This is a genomic window from Ochrovirga pacifica (genome assembly GCF_000220525.1).
Taxonomy (GTDB): domain Bacteria; phylum Bacteroidota; class Bacteroidia; order Flavobacteriales; family Flavobacteriaceae; genus Ochrovirga; species Ochrovirga pacifica.
In genome coordinates, this window is sequence record NZ_AFPK01000043.1 from 23357 (window position 1) to 39572 (window position 16216).

A 16216-nucleotide genomic window follows, 5' to 3' on the forward strand; every position below is an offset into this window, starting at 1 on the left:
AGCAAATAACCAAATACTAAAAACGAAGTGCTAAACACATTAGTTTCTTAACGGTTTCCCTGTTTTTAACATGTGCTGAATTCTTTCCAATGTTTTTCTTTCTCCTAATAAGGATAAAAAGGCTTCTCTTTCTAAGTCTAGTAGGTATTGTTCCGATACATCAGTAGGTTCAGACAAGTCTCCTCCGGCCATTACATAGCCTAATTTATTAGCAATCAATCTATCGTGTTCGGATGCATATTTTCCTGCAACCAAACTATCGGCACCAACCTGAAACATTCCCAATACTTGTTGTCCCAATACTTTTACTTTTTGCGGAGCAGGGCATAGGTAACCATCGTCTAACATTTGCAATGCGTGTTTTTTGGCAGTTGCTATTTGTTGTTGTTCGTTGGTTACTACAATGTCTTTATGGGGGATATAATATCCAAAATCAAAGGCTTGGTGTGCAGAAGTAGCTACTTTTGCCATGGCTATATTGATAAAAGCTTCTCGCATTCTGTTCAACTTTACATCATCTTTTAGCACTCCATCTGTTACTCTTTTTGCCATTTCTTTGGTTCCTCCACCTCCAGGAATCACTCCCACACCAAACTCAACCAAACCTGTATACGTTTCTGCAGCTGCAATTACCTTGTCTGCATGTAAGCTTAGTTCACATCCTCCTCCTAAGGTCAAACCTCTTGGGGTAATAAGTGTAGGGCAGGATGAGTAACGCATACGCATTACTGTGTTTTGAAAGTATTGTACTGCATAATTCAACTCATCATATTCCTGTTCTACAGCTAGCATAAATACCATGGCTAAATTGGCTCCAACCGAAAAGTTGGTCGCTTGGTTTCCTAATATTATTGCATCGTATTTGCTCTCAGCCAAATCAATTCCTTTGTTGATGGCTTGCAATACACCACTTCCCAAAGTATTCATTTTAGATTGGAACTCTACATTTAAAATTCCATCTCCTAGATGTTGAATGGAAGCTTCTGCATTAGACCAAATAGTATCTGTTTTTCTGATATTGTCTAACAGTATAAAACCTTCTTTTCCTTTTACCTTTTCTTGTGTTTTGGATGGAATATTGTAGTAATACTGAACTCCATCTTGTACTGTGTAAAAAGAGGACTGTCCTTCGTTTATCATTTTAGGCACCCAACTAGCTACGGTATATCCTTCTTGTGCTATCAACTCCATTCCTTCAACCACACCAATAGCATCCCAAATTTCAAAAGGTCCGTGTTGCCATCCAAAACCAGCTTTCATGGATTCGTCTATTTTATAGAGCTCGTCTGATATTTCTGGAATTCTGTTAGATACATAAGCAAATAAGGCAGCAAATGTTTTTCTATAAAAACCCCCAGCCTTGTCTTGTCCTTTTACAAGTACTTTAAAACGATCTGCTACATTATCAATGGTTTTGGTAGCGTTTAAGGTTTCAAAAGAAGCTTTTTTAGACGGAGCATAAGTTAGCTTTTCTAAATCCAGGGCTAAAATCTCTTTTTCTCCTTTGTGATTGATGTCTTTTTTATAAAACCCTTGTCCTGTTTTACTCCCCAACCATTGATTGTTTAACATAGACTGCATAAAGTCGGGCAGAGCAAACAAAGCGTTGGCCTCGTCTTCTTTGCAGTTTTCTTGCAACCCTTTGGCTACATGAACCAGTGTATCCAATCCTACTACATCTACAGTTCTAAACGTTGCAGATTTGGGTCTTCCTATTACGGGTCCTGTAAGTTTATCTACTTCTGCTACTGTTAAACCTAGATCTTTTACAATGTGTAGCATGCTCATAATTCCAAAAATCCCAATTCTATTTCCTATAAAGGCGGGAGTATCTTTGGCTAAAACAGCTGTTTTTCCTAAAAACTTTGTTCCAAAGTTCATTAAAAAATCAACAACGTCTTGTTGGCAATCGGGACCAGGAACTACTTCAAAAAGTTTTAGGTAACGTGGCGGATTGAAAAAATGTGTAATGGCAAAGTGTTCTCTAAAATCTTGCGAACGACCTTGATTCATATATTTAATAGGAATTCCAGAAGTATTACTTGTAATTAATGTTCCTGGTTTTCTGTGTTTTTCTATGCTTTCAAAGACTTGTTGTTTTATATCCAATCGTTCTACCACCACTTCTACAATCCAATCTACTTCTTTTAGCTTTGGTAAATCATCCGAAAGGTTTCCCGTAGTGATTCTTTCTGCAAAAGCATTGTTGTACAAAGGTGCTGGATTAGATTTTATAGCGGTTTGCAAATTGTTGTTTACCACTCTGTTTTTTACCACAGGATGTTCTAAACTCAATCCTTTTTCCTTTTCTTTGTCTGTTAAAGAAGTAGGGGCTAGGTCTAATAGTAAAACTTGCACTCCTATATTGGCAAAATGACAGGCGATTCCTGATCCCATGATCCCAGAACCTATCACTGCAACTTTTTTAATATGTCTTTTCATACCTAAAAAATTAATTTATCTTGAATCAATTCTTGAATTGTTTCTGTTACTTCTATAAATGTTTCTATTTGTTTGCTTGTTAAATTCTGTGCTACTTCTTGATTGAACTGCAATACAATCTGCTTAGAAATTTCTCGTTGCTCTTTTCCCTTTTCTGTTAACTTTATCAATACACTTCGCCCATCTTCAGGATTCGCCTCTTTGTAAATTAAGTCCAAAGCTTCCATTTTTTTTAACGTTCTAGACAAACTTGTCGCTTCAATCCCCATTTTAGGCCCTAATGCAGTAGAGGGTGTTCCATTTTTGTAGTGTATGTTTACCAGTACAAAACCAATGGTCATAATACTGTCTCGTTTTAAAGCTTCTTCGTTGTACATTTTACTAATCAACTGCCAAGTAGAGCGGTACATATAATCAAACGGCACTGTTTTATTTCTTTCTTTCATGTCTAAATATACTCAAAAAAACTATGCTTGCATAATTTTTAAGCGTTAAAATTAAATATTATCCATTATTAAAACCTTAAACTCTATAAATATCCAATAAAAACTAGTATAGATTGTCAATCCCTAAAGAATGTGCCATCCTTTAAAATTTTATAAAAGGATGCCGAAATGTTTTGACACATAGTACTATATTTATGCTTGCAAAAACAAAAAAATGCAAGATTCATTCTTAGTTATAGAGAATTTAAGCAAATCTTATCGTAATAAAATTGCTTTAAATTCAGTGTCTTTTCAGATTCCCCAAGGAAGTGTGTATGGATTAATTGGACAAAATGGTGCTGGAAAAACCACGCTGATTCGTATTCTAAACAAAATTATTGATGCCGATAGCGGACAAGTCTTATTTAAAGGAGAAAAAATAGATAGCAACACTATAGCACATATTGGTTACTTGCCAGAAGAGCGTGGTTTGTACAAAAACATGACCATAGAAGAACAGGCCTTGTATTTTGGACAACTTAAAGAAATGTCTAAACCTAAAGCCATAGCAGCTATGGATTATTGGCTGCAACGTTTTGATATTTTAGACTGGAAAAAGAAAAAAATAGAAGATTTATCAAAAGGTATGGCTCAAAAAGTGCAGTTTATCATTGCAGTTTTGCATCAGCCAGAATTGCTGATTTTAGACGAACCTTTTAGCGGATTTGATCCTATTAATGCAGATTTGATAGCCCAAGAAATTAAAGAGTTGTCCAAACAAGGAACCACCATTATTTTTTCTTCTCATAGAATGGAGTCTGTTTCCGAAATGTGTGATGATGTGTGTTTAATTCATAAAGGAACTACTTTGCTACAAGGTAGTATAGAGAAAATACAAGAACAATACGCTAATGAAGTTTATGAAATTGGGCTTACTACCGTAAATCCATCGTTGCTAACAGAGTTTTTAAACAATGCAGCTTATCAAACTAAACGCATAGCACAAACTCCCGAAAAAGTAAGTCTAGAAACAAGTATTGTAGCAGGCAATTCTTCTGAATTACTACAAACTATTAGTGGTTTAGGAACCGTGCACCTATTTAAAAAACACGTTCCTACTTTACAAGAAATCTTTATAAAAACAATTCAAAATGCATAAGTTACTCCTTATCATTCGCAGAGAATTTATCACCAAAGTAAGAAGCAAGTCTTATTTGGTGATGATTTTTTTAAGTCCTGTTTTAATCCTCTCTATGTTTGCTGCTGTTTTTTATTTTGTAGCCAAAGAGAAACGAAACAACGATTCTAAAACATCCCTTATTGTGATGACTTCGGATGCCATACAACAAGAAATCACCAAACAGCATCCTAAAATCTCTTTAACTACAATAGACAGCCTTTCGTACGACGCTGCTAAGTTATTGGTAGATGAGGAAACTTACAACGGTATTGTTTATACACGTCCTACTAAAAACGTATACGAAATTTACGGAGACGAAATTCCCAAAGCTTCCTTAAAAAAAATACTAGAAAAGCATTGGAAAACAAACTATTTGGAACAACATCAAATTCCGAAAAACGTAGCAGCCCCTTTGTTAAAAGAAAGCCCTGTAAAAGTGCTACAAGCCCAAAACACACATAAAAAGGTAGAAAAATATGTAAAAGGAACTATAGCTATAGGACTTGGGTATATTATGATGATGTTTGTGATTGTATACGGAAATGCAGTAATGCGTAGTATTATAGAAGAAAAAAATAGCAAGGTTGTAGAGATTATGGTCTGTAGCGTTCAACCTTTTTTGTTGATGCTAGGGAAAATTATAGGGAATGCTTTGGCAGGATTGTTACAATTTATCATATGGGGAGTTTTACTATTGTTAGGTCTCTTTTTTATGGAGCAATATGTTCCGTCTCAAGGAGACAACAGTCAAAAAGTAGCCCTTATATTCAACACCATATGGCAAATAAACTACCTACAAATTGTGTGGGTTTTTATTGCTTTTTTCTTAAGCGGCTATTTGTTATACAGTAGTTTTTATGCCTCTATTGGGGCCGCTGTAGATAGCGAAACCGACACCCAACAATTTGTACACCCTATTTTATTGCCGCTTATGTTTGCTGTATACATAGGAATTGTAGTTGTTATTAACGGAGATCCTCATAGCGAAACCGCAAAACTATTTACGCTAATTCCGTTTACATCTCCCATTATTCTGCCTATGCGTATTCCTTTTGATGTGCCTACTTGGGAAATTTTTACTTCCTTGGCATTATTATTGGTTAGTTTTGTATGCACCGTTTTTATAGCAAGCAAAATCTATAGAATCGGAATATTAACCGATGGAAACAAACCAAGCATTAAGCAATTGTTTCAATGGATATTTCAAAAAATATAAGCTAGTTTATGAGTAAGATATTAATTATTGAAGATGAAGCTGCCATTAGAAGAGTACTAAAACGCATTATTGCCGACGAAAACAAAACCTACCAAGTAGAAGAGGCAGAAGATGGTTTAGAAGGTTTACAGCTACTTAAAGACAACGACTACGATTTGATACTTTGTGACATTAAAATGCCAAAGATGGATGGAGTAGAAGTCTTAGAAAAAATAAAAACAGACAAGCCCGAAATTCCCGTAATTATGATCTCAGGCCACGGAGATTTAGACACAGCCGTACAAACCATGCGTTTAGGAGCTTACGATTACATTTCTAAACCGCCAGACTTAAACCGATTGCTAAATACAGTTCGCAATGCGCTAGACCAAAAAAAGCTTATTGTAGAAAACAAAATTCTTAAAAAGAAAGTCAGCAAAAAATACGAAATGATAGGAGAGTCCAAAGCCATTTCGCACATCAAAGGAATGATAGACAAAGTAGCTCCTACAGATGCTCGTGTTTTAATTACCGGCCCCAATGGTACAGGAAAAGAATTGGTAGCTCACCGCTTACACGATTTAAGTGAACGCTCTAAATTTCCTATGGTAGAAGTAAACTGTGCTGCCATTCCATCAGAATTAATAGAAAGCGAATTGTTTGGTCATGTAAAAGGATCGTTTACAGGAGCCAACAAAGACCGTGCAGGTAAGTTTGAAGCAGCCAATGGAGGAACCATTTTCTTAGACGAGATAGGAGACATGAGCCTTTCTGCACAAGCCAAAGTATTAAGAGCTTTGCAAGAAAACAAAATTAGTCGTGTAGGTTCAGACAAAGACATTAACGTAAATGTTCGTGTTTTGGCAGCCACCAACAAAAACCTACGCAAAGAAATAGAAGAAGGTCGTTTTAGAGAAGATTTATACCATCGTTTGGCAGTAATTGTTATCCAAGTTCCTTCTTTAAACGACAGAAGAGACGATATCCCTTTACTTATTACTCACTTTGCTAATAAAATAGCCAAAGAACAAGGAGCCTCTCCTAAATCTTTTTCTGATGAAGCCATTGCACTATTACAAAGCTACGACTGGACAGGAAACATTAGAGAATTAAGAAACGTAGTAGAACGTTTGCTAATTTTAGGAGAACCTGTTATTAGCGATAATGATGTAACCATGTTTGCTAGTAAATAAATTGCTTAACAAAACAAAACACATGACACAAGCAGAAATAAAAATAGGAGTAGGGGTTGGAGCCATTAAATTTGGAATGGACAGAACACAAGTCTTAGAAATTTTAGGATTGCCTACCGAAAAAGAATTAGAAAAAGAGTTTGACACAGGAGATGCTGTAGAAACTTGGGAGTACCAAAACTACGGACTGTCTTTTTCTTTTGATGAAGAAGAAGATTGGCGATTGGAAACCATCACCATCAACTCTAGTAATTACAGCTTAAACGGAGTAGGGTTGATTGGAAAAAATATAGAAGAGGTTCAAGATTTTATAGAACAAAACCAATTGGGAGAAATGGAGTTTGAAGACTATTCTTCTGAAGAAACTCCCAACCACGAATTGATTGATGTTGACGAAGCCAATTTGTTTTTTTGGTTTACCAACCAAACCCTTACCGAAATACAAATGGGCGTACAATGGGATGCGGATGACAACGCATTATGGCCTGTCTAAAATAAAAACGTTGCTCTAATTAATGTTTCGCTCCTCTGGAGCTTAGTTTTTATAAGTGTTGAAGGGGTCATTGTACACATTGTTGTAGCAATTTTTTTTATTCAAATATTATAGGTAAATCAAAATTTGATATTTTCACAATATGGAAAGGTTGAGTAATAACTGTAGTTGTATTTCCTTCGGGAACTACATCAGTTATTTTAACGATTATATTTTCAGAATTTGACAATATATTTAATTTCAAACTATGACCTCCGTCTCCTTTTATTTCGTCAAATATTGCAATAATTGTATATTCAGAAAAATCTATATCGGTTTCTGTAAAGTTTTCAGAAACATTATTTACTGAATTCATTTGAACTATTAAATCATTCCAAATAGTTTGGTTAGAAATAATTAAATTCTGTTTTGTAATTCCTTCTGCTCCATTTCCATAAAGATTGTCTTTTGCAATTAAAGTAGATTCAATATTCATTATCTCAGAATTGTCATCATCAGAACTACAACTCAAAACTAAAATTGACAATAAGATTATTAATACATTTTTCATAATCAACTATATTTTTTTATTACGTGTAAGAACTCACGAAAGGTTGTGTCAAAATTTGCTACAACGGGTTTAATAAGTTGGATTTTTGGTAGAATAGGAGCGAAACTATCGGCCGTGACCAACTTAGTTTAAAATTATTGAACTGAATGTTAGAAACAAAGCCAAAAATCGAACTTATTTGTTGTTGCCTTTTCGTGATTTTCGACCTGAAATTTAGTAATGAAATAGAAAATTCAACATTGTTATTGTCCCTTGATATTGCTACGATTCTTTCAGTATTTCTATATTTTCAAGCTTTTTACTCACACTTTTTTCAACAAATTTCGAGTTGTAGTTTCATTTTTCAGTCTTCCAAATTTCAAGTTTTCATGGAAAGAAGCTTTTTCAGTCACTAGACTTTTTGAATGTAAAACAGGCTTTCATAATTTTCAGTATTACAACTCTTTTTTAGATTTTTTAAATACTAAAATTAATTGATTTTCTAAGTTATAAGTTTGTTTTCATATGTGTTCTAATATTTTTTTCCAATCTAAAAAATTAAGCTTCAAAAAGAAGATGCCTTTCTCTTATTAAATTTCAGAATCACACTCTTCTATAATTTAATATTTCTAATCCAATTGTAGTTTATTATACTAGAAAATATAAAGAATAAAACTATTGGAGTTATTATTAGTATTTCAATTACCAGATTTTTTGGAACCCTAAAATTAGATAAATAATACATTCCTAAAAAGATACACATTGTATATATACTAAATAATATACTACATCTTAATTCAGCTTCATGTTCTCGTCTAGTAGGATGAGTCTTAGCAGACCAGTAACTTAAATCATATGTTGATTTTATTACACTTAAAAATATAAATTTTACAACTTTTTTCATTTAAATTTACTCATGAAAGGTAACAACGGATAACAACAATACATTACCTTGATTCAACTCTATTTTATTTAACAAGCTCCAGCGGAGCAAAACATTACTAAAACATCTCGCTAACGCAACTTTACAAAGCAAAGCTCCAGCGGAGCGACACACTACTAACTCAATCCTCATCAAACAAATATGCGGTTTTATAATCCACCTCATAGGCTTTTAAAAAATCAACATATTCTTCTCTAAACGTTTTCTTTCGGTGATGTTCTTCTTGATTTTTAATATATCTAATTACATTTTTCACACCAGACTGACTAACCGTAAAAGCACCAAACCCCGTTTGCCACTCAAATTTACAAGGAATAAAATTATTTTCATTTACCCACTTTGAGGAATTTGCTTTTATATCACGCACCAAATCTGACAAGTTGCAATTAGGCTTTGTGCCAATTAATAAATGTATATGATCTGCAACCCCATTAACCATCATCATCTTTTGGTTCTTATTAGTTACCACCCCAGTAATATACTTATACAAATCATCTTTCCACAATTTAGAAATATGATTTCTTCTTCCTTTTACTGCAAAAACAATATGAAAATAAAGTTGTGTATAGGTGTTGGCCATCTACTGATATTTATAGCTAAGCTAGAACAGCCTACAAAAAAAGTAATATATTCTTCATAGCAAAAGCTATATTAACAAAAAACAATAACATATGCAAGCAAATAATCAACGCAGTCATAAAGATATTCCGCTCCTCTGGAACTTTGTGTGTGCATAAACATGTATTGTCATGCAATGTTTCTTAGCTTTTAATGTTTTGCTTCTCTGAACCTTTGTGTTTACATAAATATTAATTTGAAAAAGTTCCAGGGGTGCATTATCATACCAAACTTTATTTATACAAAGTGTTAGGCTCAGTTTTTAACATGAATTCATGCAACTTTTGTACCTTATCAGCTCTTTGATACCAATCATTAAAAACTAATTCTAGCGAATTAACTCTAAATGTACCAAATTCATAATTTTGATATTGCTCGATTAAATCAAGAAATTTTTCCTTATTATTTAGTTTGTTTTTCAGTCGAAATATTGTTGAATGAGCAGTCTGAATAGTGTAGCGTTTGTCTATAGAATGTTGCAAGTCCGAATTTTTAAAATTGGTTCTTAAGTTATTCCTTATTTGTTTTAACGTGTTATCTGTTAAAAAGCCTTGTACCATTATACAAGATGGTGATGCTGTCAATCCTTTAAATTGTATTGAAAAAGATGGTATATTTGATAAACATTGATGAATCGTTTCAATATAAATATTCTTATCAATTTGCGATAACTTAAATCCATGATAACAAGAAATTATAGACATAACAGTAATGTGTATATCTGATTTTGGATAATAATATTGATTGGGTTCTATTTTTTTTAGATTCAATAAAAAATCATTTATTTTATTTTTAATTTTTTGATGAGGCCTTATCAATAATGTTATTCCAAACCTACTATCAGTAGGTGAGTCAATCAATTTATCAAACTCATAATTGTCAGTTTTATATTTTGTTATGGAATCTTGGTATAGATTATTGTAATGTTGCTTTAAATCCATTAGTAATTATCTGTTTTACGAATTACCTTACAAGGATTACCAACTGCTACAGAGTTTGCAGGAATTGATTTTGTAACAATGCTTCCTGCTCCAATAACAGAATTTTCACCTATTGTAACTCCTGGTAATATTATTACACCACCACCAATCCATACATTATTTTCAATTTTTATGGGTTGTGAAAATGTTCTGAAATAAGGAAATTCAGAATTAGAATCCCAGTTATCAACAAGTCTTTCATTTACATTGGTTGAATGCGTTGCTGTATAAATCTGAACATTTGAAGCGATTAAAACATTATTACCTATTTCTATTTTATTACAATCAACAAACGTACAGTTGATATTTATAATGACATTATCTCCAACTGAAATGTGTTGACCATAATCACAATAAAAAGGGGTGTCAATATTTACATTGTTTCCAACATTCCCTAGTAGCTCAGTCAATATTTTGCGACGATTTTTTGAATCAGTGCTTACTGTAGAATTATAGTCTTTAGTTAGTTTTCTTGCGTTATGTATTATTCTTTGGATTTCTTTATCAGATGTATTGAATATTTCACCATCTAAACATTTTTGTAATTCGGTCTTCATGATTAGTTTTTTTGTGCTAAAATAGAATGATTAAACCATATTTTTTTTCATCTATCTTAAAATCAATATTCAGCACGAATTACACTTAGATGTTGCTGAGTCATACCTAAGTACGAAGCAATATAACCAAGATTAATACGATTTATCAATTCAGGATTTTCTCTTACAAACTTTTCATAACGTTGTTTTGATGTTAATGTCAGGCGATCAATTCTTAAGTTTTGCATTTTTAATAATACCTCTTGATGAATTGTACGAGACCAGTTAGCAATATCAATATCTGTTTTATACAATTCATTTAAAGATTCAATAGACAAAGAAAATATTTTTGAATCTTCTAAAAGCTCTACAAAATCTAACCCTGCTGTTCTGTGATATAAAGAACTTGATGAAAATGTAATATCCCCTTCTTTACTAAGCCAATTTGTTACCTCTTTTCCATCAACTAAAAAATAGGTTCTTGCACATCCTTGTTCAATAAAATAAACTGAATTGTCTTTTGTTTCAGCTTTAGTTAATAAATAATGTTTAGGCAAATGGGTTTCTTTTAATAAGTTTGATAATTGTTGAATTGATTTGTCAGATACAGGATAATATTTTCTAATTCCTTGAATGATATTTTTTATTTTATCTAAATGCATACACAAAAATACTGAATGATTCCGGTTCGTTCAAATACAACTTAACAACTAATAACAATGTATCAATCTGGTATAGTTATGCTCCAAAGAATCAACATACTTATAAAAACCTGTCTCCTCTGGAGTGTAAAATATTCCGCTCCTCTGGAGCTTTGTGTGTGTGTGTGTGTGCATAAACATATATTGTCTTGCAATGTTTCGTAGCTTTTAATGTTTCGCTCCTCTGGAGCTCTGTGTGTACAAAAACATTGATTTGAAAAGCTCCAGAGGAGCGTTATCACACTAACACAAGCCTGTAACATAATAACAGCTCCGTAGGAGCGACATACTTTTTATATTTCGATCCTCTGGAGCTCTGTGTGTACAAAAACATTGATTTTGAAAAGCTCCAGAGGAGCGTTACCATACTAACCTTCAGAGCAGCGACATACCAAAAGCATTGATATATGATAAAAAACAATTATATTAGCAGGTACGCTTCTAATGATCAGAAGTGTAAAAGTTTGCAAAAAATACTTGTATGAAAAAATCAAAAAAGAAAAAGTCTCGATTCCTAAAGCAACTTACAGAACATGAAAGCTTTGTAATTAACGACGAAATATGGCTTACTACCGAAGAAGCCATGGCTTATTTAAAAGTAAGCAGAAGCACAATTTATAGATTGCGTAAAAAACACAACATTCCTAATTTTAAATTAGGAAGCATTCCATTATTCCCTAAAAAGATACTAACCAAATACCTTATCAACCAATCTATTAGCAATCTAAAAAAAGACTAGGAGGGAAGTGTAAATAAAAAAAGCGTATCCGCTTTACCTTAATCGGCAACACCAATACGCTTTAGCTAAAAATAGAAGGGTTTCTTACAACACAGCAACAGTGCCCATATAGGTGCTAATGGCTGCATAGTTTGTTTCAGGCTTATGAAAAGAAGCCCATACCTGTACCTGAAACGTTGCCATATAGTTAGGTAAGTTTACCGTAACCGTAGTTGCATCTCTAGTAGCCACAGCAGTATTGCTGTAATACGCTTCAATTTCAGGGGCGTATACTACCACCATTAAAACATCTGTAGCTGTAGCCTTACCTTGTCCGCTGTTATCTTGCCAGCCTAAGGTTAGCGTTTGTGCTGCTCCCGCAGTTACCGTACCTCCATCAATACCTCTTAAATCTCCTTTGCTTATCAATACTTTTTCATAGTCCATTACCATTCCTTGCGGACTGCTAACCACAGCATTTTTTAGATGATAAGAAGTTGCCATATTAGCACGAGACCTATCACCTTGTGGACTTCCAAAATAAGCGTTTAACACCTCTGTAATAGGATTTAAAAAACCAATTACAGTTTTAAATTTTTCGCGTTGTTCCTCTTGTTTTGTGGTAGGAACATAACTACCACGCTGTGGTAAACTTCGCATTACGTTTTTACCTCGCCAACGCGAACCTACTACGTTTCCTACTTTTCCAGAAAAACCTCCTAAAATACCTTTTTCAAATGTTGCCATAGTTTTTTTATTTAAAATTAATAACACTGCAAACTACCCTATAACACCCTAAAAAACAAACACTTGAACTTTACTGACACGAATTGACGTAAAGAAAAACAAACAGACATCTATAGACACTTGGTGACACATGCTGACACACAGTGACACACTGTGACACACGCTGACACATTCTGAAACAACCTGACCGTGATTGACACAAAAGTTCAATTTTTCAGGGGTTTTGTTCGAGTCTCCTTCGGGTTTTCTTCGGAAGAGACTTTGGTGTATTTTTTAAAAATGGACGTTTTTGGGAACAATACCGAAGCAAACTAAAACAAAACCCTATGCTACTACAGCAATGCATAAAAAAAGTCTGGAAAATATACTTTCCAGACTTTTAAAATCATATCAATTTTACCACAATCAATATGCCATTTCAACAATTTTTTCTACATCGTTAGGAGTAAGGCTTTGGTGTTCTCCTAAACCTTTCCATCCTCGTTCTGTAAAACGTTGGGCTATTTTTTGTGCCGTTCCTTGGTAGTCTTGAGTATAGTCAGACAATTTGGTGTCTATTTCTAAACTCTTAAAAAATGCTTCTGTTTTTTCAATTCCCGCTTGGGCTTTTTCTTCTAAAGTTCCTTCGGTTACTTGCCAAACTCTTTCTGCATATTGTGCTAACTTCTCTTTTTTAGATTCAAAGTTATAGGTATAATGGCTAGGAGCAATTACAGCCAAGGTTCTTGCGTGGTCTATACCAAACAAAGCGGTAAGCTCGTGTCCAATAGCGTGTACTGCCCAGTCTGTAGGAACTCCTTTCTGAATCAATCCGTTTAAAGCCATTGTACAGCTCCACATAAAATTGGCTGCTGCTTTGTAGTCTGTAGGATCTTTTAAAATTTTGGGTGCTACTTCTATCAATGTTTGTAAAATGCTTTCGGCTATTCTATCTTGTAGCAAAGCCCCAATAGGGTAGGTCATGTACTGTTCTAGCACATGGTTAAAAGCATCTGTAATTCCGTTGGCCAATTGTCTTTGTGGTATAGAATGAATTACCGTAGGGTCTAAAACCGAAAACTTAGGAAACAATCCTGGTCCGCCCATGGCTAATTTTTCTTGTGTTTCTTCTCTGGTAATTACAGCCCCTGAATTCATTTCTGATCCTGTAGCAGGTAAGGTAAGTACAGTACCAAATGGCATCCCTTTAGTGGTTCTAATATTTTGGGTTAATATATCCCAAGGAGTATCGCCCTCATACAACGCTGCCGAAGATAAAAATTTGGTTCCATCAATTACAGACCCTCCACCAACGGCTAACAAATATGTAATATTTTGCTCTTTAATTACTTGCAATGCTTCCATTAAAATTGCATACTCAGGGTTGGCAGGTATTCCTCCAAATTCTACAAAATCATATGCCTTTAATGCAGAAGTAACTTGTTGATAGATTCCATTTTTTTTGATGCTTCCACCACCGTATAAAACTAAGATTTTAGCATCTTTAGGGATTTCGTTTTTAATGTTTTCTATTTGATCTTTACCAAATAATATTTTGGTTGGATTTTGATATTCAAAATTGTTCATTTGCTTGTTTATTTTGGTTGATGGTTTCTTTTTTTTCTATAGCTACTTTTTTTACCTGTAAAAGATTAGTCTATTACGGTTACCAAATCTTTTGTGCTTTTTCTTACTTTTTCTAAAGAAGACAACCAATCATTAGCTTCGTCTCTATATCCTAATGGCAATAAAATAGCACTACGCAACCCTTTTTCTTTTAACTCTAAAATTTTGTCTACAGCATCAGGATCAAAACCTTCCATAGGGGTTGCATCTACTTTTTCAAAAGCAGCAGCTGCAATAGCCAAACCAAAAGCGATATAAGCTTGCTTGGCCGCATGGTTGTAGTTTACTTCTGCATCTTTTTGTGGATAAGAATTTAACAACATTTGACGATAGTTTTCCCAACCTTCGTTTTTAAAACCACGAATTTCATTGGTTAAATCGAACATTTTGTTAATTCTCTCTTCAGTATAAGTATCCCAAGCAGCAAAAACCAAAAGATGAGAACAATCGGTAATTACGGATTGATTCCAACCCACTGCTTTTATTTTTTCTTTAATTTCTTTATTCTTTACAACTATAATTTCAAAGGGTTGCAAACCACTAGAAGTTGGTGCCAATCTTGCTGCTTCAATAATCTTGTTTACTTTTTCTTCTGGCACACTTTTACCATTCATGGCTTTGGTTGCGTATCTCCAATTTAATGTATCTAATAATTCCATTTGGTTTTTTATTTAAACTTGTTACTGTAGTCGTAACAACAGTCGTACCACTTACAGTATATTTTACATAAGTATGTTTAGGTTTTGCTGGGCTTGCATACATACTTTAAAAAACACAATTTATTCTTTTTTGTTTTGGCTTTTGCCTTATTTTTTGATAGGTTTTGAAGTCTAGATAGACTAAAAATTAAATAATTTTTTTATGAAATTAAAACAAACCTCTTATTCCATATTAGATTTAGCGATTATCTCGCAAGGAAAAGATTTACAACATACCTTTCAGGATACATTAACGTTAGCCCAACATGCAGAAAAATACGGATACACCCGATACTGGTTGGCAGAACATCATAACTCTGACAATATAGGAAGTAGTGCTACCTCTGTATTAATAGGTTATGTAGCCCAAGGAACAGAACGTATTCGTGTAGGATCTGGAGGAATTATGCTGCCCAACCATTCTCCTTTGGTTATAGCAGAACAATTTGGAACTTTAGGGTCTTTGTATCCCAATAGAATAGACTTAGGGTTGGGGAGAGCTCCTGGTACCGACAGAGAAACTGCAGAAGCCATTAGATCAGACTTTATGCAAGCAGCCCATTCATTCCCCCAAGAGCTTAAAAAAATAGAAAACTACTTTTCTCCAGAAAACATCCATGCCAAGGTAAGGGCTACGGTAGCAGAAGGAGTACATGTACCTGTATACATTTTAGGATCTAGTACCGAAAGTGCTCATTTGGCGGCTAAAAAGGGATTGCCTTATGCGTTTGCCAGTCATTTTGCAACCACGCACTTGCACGAAGCTATTAAAATTTATCGTGATGAGTTTCAACCTTCCAAAGTGCTAAAACAGCCTTATGTAATGGCCGGAGTAAATGTGATTGTTGCCAATACTAACGAAGAAGCACAACGCATGTATACCTCTTTAATAGGGTTGATTGTAGGGCTTTTTACAGGAAAAAGAAAAAAAGTACAAGCACCAGAAGCGTTTACAGAAGAACATCAGCAAATACTTGCACACCCACAAGTACAACAAATGCTAAAATATACGTTTGTAGGAAACAAAGCATCGGTAAAAGAACAAGTGGCCGGCTTTTTAGAAAGAACACAGGTAGATGAGTTGATTGCGGTAACGAATATTTATGACAGTAACCATCGTATAGATTCTTATCGTATGTTTGCAGAAATCATGCAAGAGTTGAATACTGAAAACGCCTGACAGATAGGAGTATAGCTACCTTTAAAAAATAAT

Annotated in this window: 16 protein-coding genes; 6 read left to right on the forward strand and 10 right to left on the reverse strand. The window is 34.0% G+C overall.

From position 1 onward, the window contains the following. Positions 1–39: 39 nt before the first annotated feature. Complete coding sequence (locus FS85_RS0108695) at positions 40–2442, reverse strand: 3-hydroxyacyl-CoA dehydrogenase/enoyl-CoA hydratase family protein (protein ID WP_010135819.1); 2403 nt, start codon at positions 2440–2442, stop codon at positions 40–42. A gap of 2 nt (positions 2443–2444) precedes the next feature. After that, a complete protein-coding gene (locus tag FS85_RS0108700; protein WP_029489358.1) occupies positions 2445–2888 on the reverse strand; it encodes a MarR family winged helix-turn-helix transcriptional regulator in 444 nt (147 codons plus the stop codon). A gap of 214 nt (positions 2889–3102) precedes the next feature. Between FS85_RS0108700 and FS85_RS0108705 the strand changes: the two genes are divergently transcribed. Genes FS85_RS0108705 through FS85_RS0108720 form a run of 4 tightly spaced genes read left to right on the forward strand, consistent with a single transcriptional unit; the run spans position 3103 to position 6928 of the window. Next, positions 3103–4026 (forward strand): ABC transporter ATP-binding protein, encoded by a 924-nt coding sequence (locus tag FS85_RS0108705; protein WP_010135821.1) that lies wholly within the window; start codon positions 3103–3105, stop codon positions 4024–4026. Next, positions 4019–5263, forward strand: a complete 1245-nt coding sequence (locus FS85_RS0108710; RefSeq protein WP_010135824.1) for an ABC transporter permease — start codon at positions 4019–4021, stop codon at positions 5261–5263. The genes FS85_RS0108705 and FS85_RS0108710 overlap by 8 nt, the downstream gene beginning before the upstream one ends. 8 nt (positions 5264–5271) lie before the next feature. Then, positions 5272–6435 carry a sigma-54-dependent transcriptional regulator gene (locus FS85_RS0108715; RefSeq protein WP_010135825.1) on the forward strand — a complete coding sequence of 388 codons (1164 nt, stop codon included), beginning with the start codon at positions 5272–5274 and terminating at the stop codon, positions 6433–6435. A 22-nt stretch (positions 6436–6457) separates the two neighbouring features. After that, entirely contained in the window at positions 6458–6928 is a 471-nt protein-coding gene (locus FS85_RS0108720) for a hypothetical protein (protein WP_010135826.1), read from the forward strand. 97 nt (positions 6929–7025) lie between these two features. Here FS85_RS0108720 and FS85_RS0108725 read toward each other — a convergent pair whose 3' ends face one another. From FS85_RS0108725 to FS85_RS0108745, 5 genes are all read right to left on the reverse strand, one after another. After that, complete coding sequence (locus FS85_RS0108725) at positions 7026–7478, reverse strand: protease complex subunit PrcB family protein (protein WP_010135827.1); 453 nt, start codon at positions 7476–7478, stop codon at positions 7026–7028. A 1043-nt stretch (positions 7479–8521) separates the two neighbouring features. Continuing rightward, entirely contained in the window at positions 8522–8980 is a 459-nt protein-coding gene (gene tnpA / locus FS85_RS0108730) for an IS200/IS605 family transposase (protein WP_010135828.1), read from the reverse strand. Between the two features lie 271 nt (positions 8981–9251). After that, positions 9252–9959, reverse strand: a complete 708-nt coding sequence (locus tag FS85_RS0108735; protein WP_010135830.1) for a 2'-5' RNA ligase family protein — start codon at positions 9957–9959, stop codon at positions 9252–9254. After that, positions 9959–10555, reverse strand: coding sequence for a sugar O-acetyltransferase (locus tag FS85_RS0108740; protein WP_010135831.1), 597 nt, complete (start codon positions 10553–10555; stop codon positions 9959–9961). The genes FS85_RS0108735 and FS85_RS0108740 overlap by 1 nt, the downstream gene beginning before the upstream one ends. A gap of 62 nt (positions 10556–10617) precedes the next feature. Then, positions 10618–11196 (reverse strand): Crp/Fnr family transcriptional regulator, encoded by a 579-nt coding sequence (locus FS85_RS0108745; protein ID WP_010135832.1) that lies wholly within the window; start codon positions 11194–11196, stop codon positions 10618–10620. Between the two features lie 520 nt (positions 11197–11716). Here FS85_RS0108745 and FS85_RS15380 point away from each other — a divergent pair. Continuing rightward, positions 11717–11974 carry a helix-turn-helix domain-containing protein gene (locus tag FS85_RS15380; RefSeq protein WP_010135833.1) on the forward strand — a complete coding sequence of 86 codons (258 nt, stop codon included), beginning with the start codon at positions 11717–11719 and terminating at the stop codon, positions 11972–11974. An 84-nt stretch (positions 11975–12058) separates the two neighbouring features. Here the strand turns inward: FS85_RS15380 and FS85_RS15385 are convergent, their stop codons facing one another. The 3 genes from FS85_RS15385 to FS85_RS0108765 all read right to left on the reverse strand — a co-directional run bounded on the left by FS85_RS15385 (position 12059) and on the right by FS85_RS0108765 (position 14964). After that, positions 12059–12700 carry a DUF6266 family protein gene (locus FS85_RS15385; protein WP_010135835.1) on the reverse strand — a complete coding sequence of 214 codons (642 nt, stop codon included), beginning with the start codon at positions 12698–12700 and terminating at the stop codon, positions 12059–12061. Between the two features lie 405 nt (positions 12701–13105). Continuing rightward, positions 13106–14266: an iron-containing alcohol dehydrogenase gene (locus FS85_RS0108760; protein ID WP_010135836.1), complete on the reverse strand. Its 1161-nt coding sequence runs from the start codon at positions 14264–14266 to the stop codon at positions 13106–13108. 65 nt (positions 14267–14331) lie between these two features. Beyond that, on the reverse strand, positions 14332–14964 hold the full coding sequence (locus FS85_RS0108765) for a nitroreductase family protein (protein WP_010135837.1): 633 nt from the start codon (positions 14962–14964) through the stop codon (positions 14332–14334). Between the two features lie 202 nt (positions 14965–15166). Between FS85_RS0108765 and FS85_RS0108770 the strand changes: the two genes are divergently transcribed. Next, positions 15167–16183 (forward strand): LLM class flavin-dependent oxidoreductase, encoded by a 1017-nt coding sequence (locus FS85_RS0108770; protein WP_010135838.1) that lies wholly within the window; start codon positions 15167–15169, stop codon positions 16181–16183. The last annotated feature ends 33 nt before the right edge of the window (positions 16184–16216 follow it).